Raw genomic sequence first — 5,489 nt, 5'->3', positions numbered from 1 at the left:
AAAACTTATCCCTTCTACTTGCTCAGGAGTTAATTCATCCTTCTGAATGCTGTTTTCTTACTTATTCAGCAAGCCCTAAATAGGTTATTAAACTAGAGGATGGCATATATGTACAACTTGAAAATCACAGGAATTGCAGTTAGTTTGTTAATGCTAGTCTTGGGGCGCACTCCGGCGGTAGTCGCTCAAACTGCGGCGGTTGCTGGGGATATTTGTCCTGGGGAATTGGGGGCGCAAGTAGATGCGATCGCCAACCGTCCCGAATTTAGCCGATCGCGCTGGGGAATTTTGATTCAACCTCTCTCTTCTACTGCTACTCTCTACAGCCGCGACGCCCAAAAATATTTTATTCCAGCATCAAATGTCAAGCTGCTAACCACAGCCGCTGCTTTGCAGAAACTCGGTGCAGATTTTCGGATTAAGACATCGGTTTACAGCGGCGAAAATGGAAGTTTGTACGTTGCCGGTAGGGGCGATCCGAGCATTGCTGAGGCTCAGTTGAAATCCTTGGCGCAGCAGTTGAAGCAGCGGGGAATCAGTCAAGTAAATGAGTTGATTGGCGATGACAGCTATTTTCAAGGCAGTGGAGTCAATCCCAATTGGGAATGGGAAGACGCGCAAGCGGGCTACGGAGCGCCGATTAACAGTTTAATTTTCAATCAAAATGCGATCGAGCTTCTCTTGTCCCCGCAGGCGATCGGGCAACCTCTGAAAGTTACTTTCGCCGAACCAAAGCTGGCAAATCAGTGGCAAATTCTGAACAATTCAGTAACTGTCGCCCCAAATGAATCCGAGTTTATTGAAGTTGGCAGGGAGTTCGATCGACCTGCAATTCGAGTTAGCGGACAGTTGAAAGTTGGTGCAGAATCCGAACCAGCTTATGTCGCAGTTGTCAACCCCGCTAATAATTTTTTGCAGCATTTTCAGCACTTTCTGGCGGCTGAGGGAATTCCTGTTAAACAAACTTTAGTTGCATCTGCTTTTCGCAATTTAGATCGAGAATTAGCTACCGTTGAATCGCCTGTGATGGCGGAATTGGTAAAAGAAACTAATCGAGAAAGCAACAATCTTTATGCAGAAGTTTTATTGAGATTGCTGGGAAAAGTTACAGACAAGATGCCTCTGCCGCAAACACTCACAGGCAAGATGCCTGTGCCACAAGAAGATACAGGTGAAATCGGTTTGAAAGAGTTAAAAACAGTTTTAACTCAATTAGGAGTAAATCCAAACAGCTACATATTAGCCGACGGTTCGGGACTTTCCCGCCACAATTTAATTAGTCCAGAAGCCTTGGTGCAAACTTTGAGATTGATGGCGAATTCACCTGCTGCATCTATTTACCGCCAGTCACTGCCGATCGCTGGCGAGAGCGGTACTTTGAAAAATCGCTTAAATAATACACCAAACCGCGTAATTTTGCAAGCTAAAACTGGAACTTTGAGCGGAGTTTCGGCGCTGTCGGGATATATCGAAGTTCCGAATTACGAGCCGCTGGTGTTTAGCATTATCGTCAATCAATCTGACCTATCGGCTGCAAAAATGCGATCGGCAACTGACGAAATTGTGCTATTATTGAACCGCCTGCGCCGCTGTTAAAACAACAGATTTAAGGTGAGAAACTTGAACTCAGTAGTTACACCTAAAAAACAGGACATCCCACAACCCTACAAGTTTTAAGTTTAATTAGATTGCAGCGGCGGGGATCGAAAAGCAGCTACAATAAAAGCAGAAACATTAAAACCATTGGGCCGTTTGGGCCTGCTACCAGTCGGCGGGTTCTGTACTTCCCGAAAATAAGTCTAACTTTCCAACTATGAAGTCTTTAGATTCCGAACAGCAACACATCTTTGTCGAAACCAACAACATCCGCTTGCACTGCGTTTCTCAAGGAGAAGGCGAGCTCGTTCTTCTCCTGCACGGGTTTCCAGAGTTTTGGTATTCTTGGCGCCATCAAATCCCTGCTTTAGCGCGTCATTTCAAGGTTGTGGTGCCGGATTTGCGGGGCTACAACGATTCCGACAAGCCGGCAAGCGGCTACGATTTAGATACGCTGAGCGCCGATATTCGGGGTTTGATTGCGAGCTTGGGCTATACAAAAGCTCACATTGTCGGTCATGATTGGGGAGGCGCGATCGCGTGGCATTTAGCTCAAAAATTCCCCGAACAACTCAACCGCTTGGCAATTTTAAACGCTCCGCACCCGCAGCGATTCGTGCAGGAAATGGCGAGTAATTTAGATCAAATCCGCCGCAGTTGGTACGTTTTTGCTTTTCAGGTTCCCGGTATTCCCGAATGGTTTATCCAGCAAAATTTGAAAGATTTTGTGCACAATGTCTTCCAAGGACAAGCGATTCGCAAAGGAGCTTTTAGCGCTGAGGAAACTAAGATTTATCAGACTGCTTTAGAAAAGCCGGGAGTGTTAGCCGCCGCGATCAATTATTACCGGCAGATGTTTCACCCGCAGAGGCTTTGGAATTTGGGGCAGAAATTAGAACCTGTGAATGTACCTACTTTGGTGCTTTGGGGAGAAGAAGATGCGTTTTTGAGCCACAAACTTGTAGAAGGTTTAGACAGATTAATTTCGGCTCCGTTTAAGTTAAAATTAGTTCCTAACTGCGGTCACTGGATTCAGCAGGAAGCGCCGCAAACGGTGAATCGAGAATTGCTGAGTTTTCTGAGAAATTCTTCTCCTTCTTTGGCTTTGGTCTAAAAAAAATTAAAACTTGCAAATAAGAACGGGCAAGATGCCCGTTCCACAAAGATTCAATGTTCTTGTGGAACGGGCATCTTGCCCGTTCAGAATATCTGACGGGCAAGATGCCCGTTCCACGATTCAATGTTCTTGTGGAACGGGCATCTTGCCCGTTCAGAATATCTGACGCACCCTACTTATTTATTAATCCCAGAGTAAATTTTCTTGGATCGGCAGTGCAATCATCGCAGTTCTGGAACAAACACCGAGTTTGGTAAAAATCCGCCTCAAGTAAGTAGCAACCGTCCAGTGACTGATATTTAGATTTTTGGCAATACATTTGTTTGGCAGGCCTTGGGCTACTAATTGGGCGATCGCCCTTTCCCGCGGGCTCAGGCTAAATTCCGGTTGGTAATTTGTGCTTTGCATAGTTTTGCAAGGAGGTAACGAGTTAAAATCTAATCAATTAAGGGTAGAATTCCGAGTTTTTATCGAACTTCAGATAAAGGAGTTTCCCAATCAGATTCAGGATTCCAGTCAATTAGTCGATCGGCTATTTTTCCGTATTTTAAGCCTTTGATAATTTGTCCGAGTCCGCAACTGCCACTTAGCAGTCCGACTAACACTAAAATCGTGCAGGAAGGGCGAAATACTTGAGCGCGAGTAAACGCTTGAAGTACAAATTCATCTTCAGCAGAAGGTGAAAGACCGGTCATTCGATTTTAGATTTTAGATTTTAGATTTTGGAGGCGACCCCACGGATAAATGCGGGGGCTTGAGGATTTTAGATTTTAGATTTTGGATTGATTCCACGGATAAATCACGTGGCGGGTACCATCAAGAAATTCTTGGTCAGAACCGGTTAAACGTCGTGGTTTCGCACCAATCCAGTCTCCCGATGCGATCGGCTCAAAGCCTTGTTCGTCTAGAAACCGCGCCACTTCGCACTTTCCTGTTAAACAAAAACGCCGCACCATAGCTAAGGAATGAGAATTAAATAACTTCCACAAGTTTGTGGGATGGGCGTCTCGCCCGTCCAAAAAGGATGGGCGAGACGCCCGTCCCACAATAACAATTAAAATTGTAAGTTATTTAATTCGCGATTCTAAGTAGGCCAAGGAGGATGTCAATCAGAATAAGCTAATCCGCATTTAAATTGCATAGTCAAATAAATTTTTCCTCTTGTGGGGTGGGCATCCTGCCCGCCCTCAACATACAAATTAAATGCACAACAGCTTAGCGGTACCGACAAGAGATAATCGTTAGATAATCGTCATCCACAGCATAAACTAATCGATTCGTATCATCAATTCGCCGCGACCAAAAACCAGCCAGATTCTCCCTCAGTGGTTCTGGCTTTCCGATCCCCTCAAACGGCAATCGGATTGTTGCCTCAATTAGCTTGTTAATTCGTTTTAACGTTTTCTTGTCTTGCCCTTGCCAGTATAAATAATCGCCCCAAGCCTCATCCGTCCATGCTAACTTTCTAGTCATCCAACAAATTTTGCTCCACCACTTTCCCCTGCTTAAACTGAGCAATAGAACGCTCCAAATGGGCAGCATTGGCGGGAGATTTGAGTAAATGAACTGTTTCCAGCAAACTATTAAAGAACTCTAGCGACATCACCACGGCATCCTCCGCATCCCGTCTAGTGATGATGGTATAGTCCGTATCTTCCACTACTCTGTCTAAAACAGCCTTGAGGTTATTTCTAGCTTCGCTAAAAGAAACAATATTCATGTACTTGACATTTGTACAACTTACTGTACAAGTATAGCAATCCGCAATATATTCGGCAATCCCAATCTCATATCATGTTCGGTAAATTTACTGGTTCTATGGCTGGATATGGGAACCGATACCTAGAGGAAGAGCCGAAGCCGAGCAAAAATTAAATTCGAGGCTCGCTTGTCGCTGTTGAGCGTTACTTTCGCAGCTAAAGTAACGATTGACATCCTCCCACCACTAATTCGGAGTACCGAATATAGTGGGGGATTCCCAAGAATTCTTGGTTCGCAGTTCATCGAGCCAACTTAGAGCAAAAGCGTCTCCGTTCTTGAGCCAGAGGTTAGTTTCTCCCTGCGATGAAAGAGCTTTTGGCTCCAGATTCCGTATGCCCTACGGTACTGTTTAGATATTCGGCTAACAACTTGAATCCTTTTACCAAAATGTTCTTTGCGGCATTGTGGTCGCGATCTAAAACCGTGCCACACTGGTTACATCTATGCGTCCTGGTGCTAAGAGTTTTCTTCACTTTCGCTCCACAGCACGAACAATCAACAGTCGTGTTGCGAGGTGGAACAGCGATAACAATGACACCGTGAACCTTGGCAAAATATTGAAGCCATTGAATGAATTGATACCAAGATGCGTCGCTAATAGACTTAGCTAAGTGGTGATTTTTCACCATGTTTCGTATCTTCAAGTCTTCGCAGACAATTAGGTCGTTAGATCTAACTAGCGCCAGAGCATCTTTACGAGCCTTGTCTTCACGCTGTCTACTTACCTTGAGATGTTGTTTGGCTAAAGCCCTGCGAGCTTTATGGTATCTATTAGACTGCTTTTTGCCCCTGATATGCTTCTTAGAAACCCGGCGTTGCAGCATCTTAATGCGACGTTCGGACTTTCTCAGATATCGAGTGTTATCTACAGTATTTCCATCAGAATCGGTGTAGAACTCTTTAAGCCCTAAGTCGATTCCCGTCATTTTCCCTTGAAGCTCATGCTCCTCTTTTCGATCCCAGTCCACTAAGAACTGAGCGTAGTAGCCATCAGCACGTCTGACAGCTCGAACCC

The 5,489-nt window shown here is 45.0% G+C and carries 8 protein-coding genes; 2 read left to right on the top strand and 6 right to left on the bottom strand.

Annotated elements, in window-relative coordinates; all coding sequences use genetic code 11:
- Positions 1–108 precede the first annotated feature (108 nt).
- On the top strand, positions 109–1,596 hold the full coding sequence (dacB, locus tag QUB70_RS31475) for a D-alanyl-D-alanine carboxypeptidase/D-alanyl-D-alanine endopeptidase (protein ID WP_332985698.1): 1,488 nt from the start codon (positions 109–111) through the stop codon (positions 1,594–1,596).
- Positions 1,597–1,813: 217 nt separating this feature from the next.
- Positions 1,814–2,710 carry an alpha/beta fold hydrolase gene (locus QUB70_RS31470; protein WP_332985697.1) on the top strand — a complete coding sequence of 299 codons (897 nt, stop codon included), beginning with the start codon at positions 1,814–1,816 and terminating at the stop codon, positions 2,708–2,710.
- 186 nt (positions 2,711–2,896) lie between these two features.
- Here the strand turns inward: QUB70_RS31470 and QUB70_RS31465 are convergent, their stop codons facing one another.
- The 6 genes from QUB70_RS31465 to QUB70_RS31440 form a co-directional block, all read right to left on the bottom strand.
- Complete coding sequence (locus QUB70_RS31465; RefSeq protein ID WP_332985696.1) at positions 2,897–3,121, bottom strand: response regulator transcription factor; 225 nt, start codon at positions 3,119–3,121, stop codon at positions 2,897–2,899.
- Between the two features lie 59 nt (positions 3,122–3,180).
- Complete coding sequence (locus QUB70_RS31460) at positions 3,181–3,408, bottom strand: hypothetical protein (RefSeq protein WP_332985694.1); 228 nt, start codon at positions 3,406–3,408, stop codon at positions 3,181–3,183.
- Between the two features lie 75 nt (positions 3,409–3,483).
- Entirely contained in the window at positions 3,484–3,759 is a 276-nt protein-coding gene (locus tag QUB70_RS31455; protein ID WP_332985692.1) for a hypothetical protein, read from the bottom strand.
- A 169-nt stretch (positions 3,760–3,928) separates the two neighbouring features.
- Entirely contained in the window at positions 3,929–4,186 is a 258-nt protein-coding gene (locus tag QUB70_RS31450) for a Txe/YoeB family addiction module toxin (protein ID WP_332985691.1), read from the bottom strand.
- Positions 4,179–4,433 carry a type II toxin-antitoxin system Phd/YefM family antitoxin gene (locus QUB70_RS31445; RefSeq protein WP_332985690.1) on the bottom strand — a complete coding sequence of 85 codons (255 nt, stop codon included), beginning with the start codon at positions 4,431–4,433 and terminating at the stop codon, positions 4,179–4,181. The genes QUB70_RS31450 and QUB70_RS31445 overlap by 8 nt, the downstream gene beginning before the upstream one ends.
- Positions 4,434–4,761: 328 nt before the next feature.
- Positions 4,762–5,489: RNA-guided endonuclease InsQ/TnpB family protein (locus QUB70_RS31440; protein ID WP_332985688.1), on the bottom strand; the 728-nt coding region annotated here is incomplete at its 5' end.

The sequence above is a fragment of the Microcoleus sp. A003_D6 genome, assembly GCF_036702825.1.
Taxonomy (GTDB): domain Bacteria; phylum Cyanobacteriota; class Cyanobacteriia; order Cyanobacteriales; family Microcoleaceae; genus Microcoleus.
The sequence above is the reverse complement of the archived record's forward strand: the minus strand, read 5'-3'. Positions and strand labels throughout refer to the sequence as shown.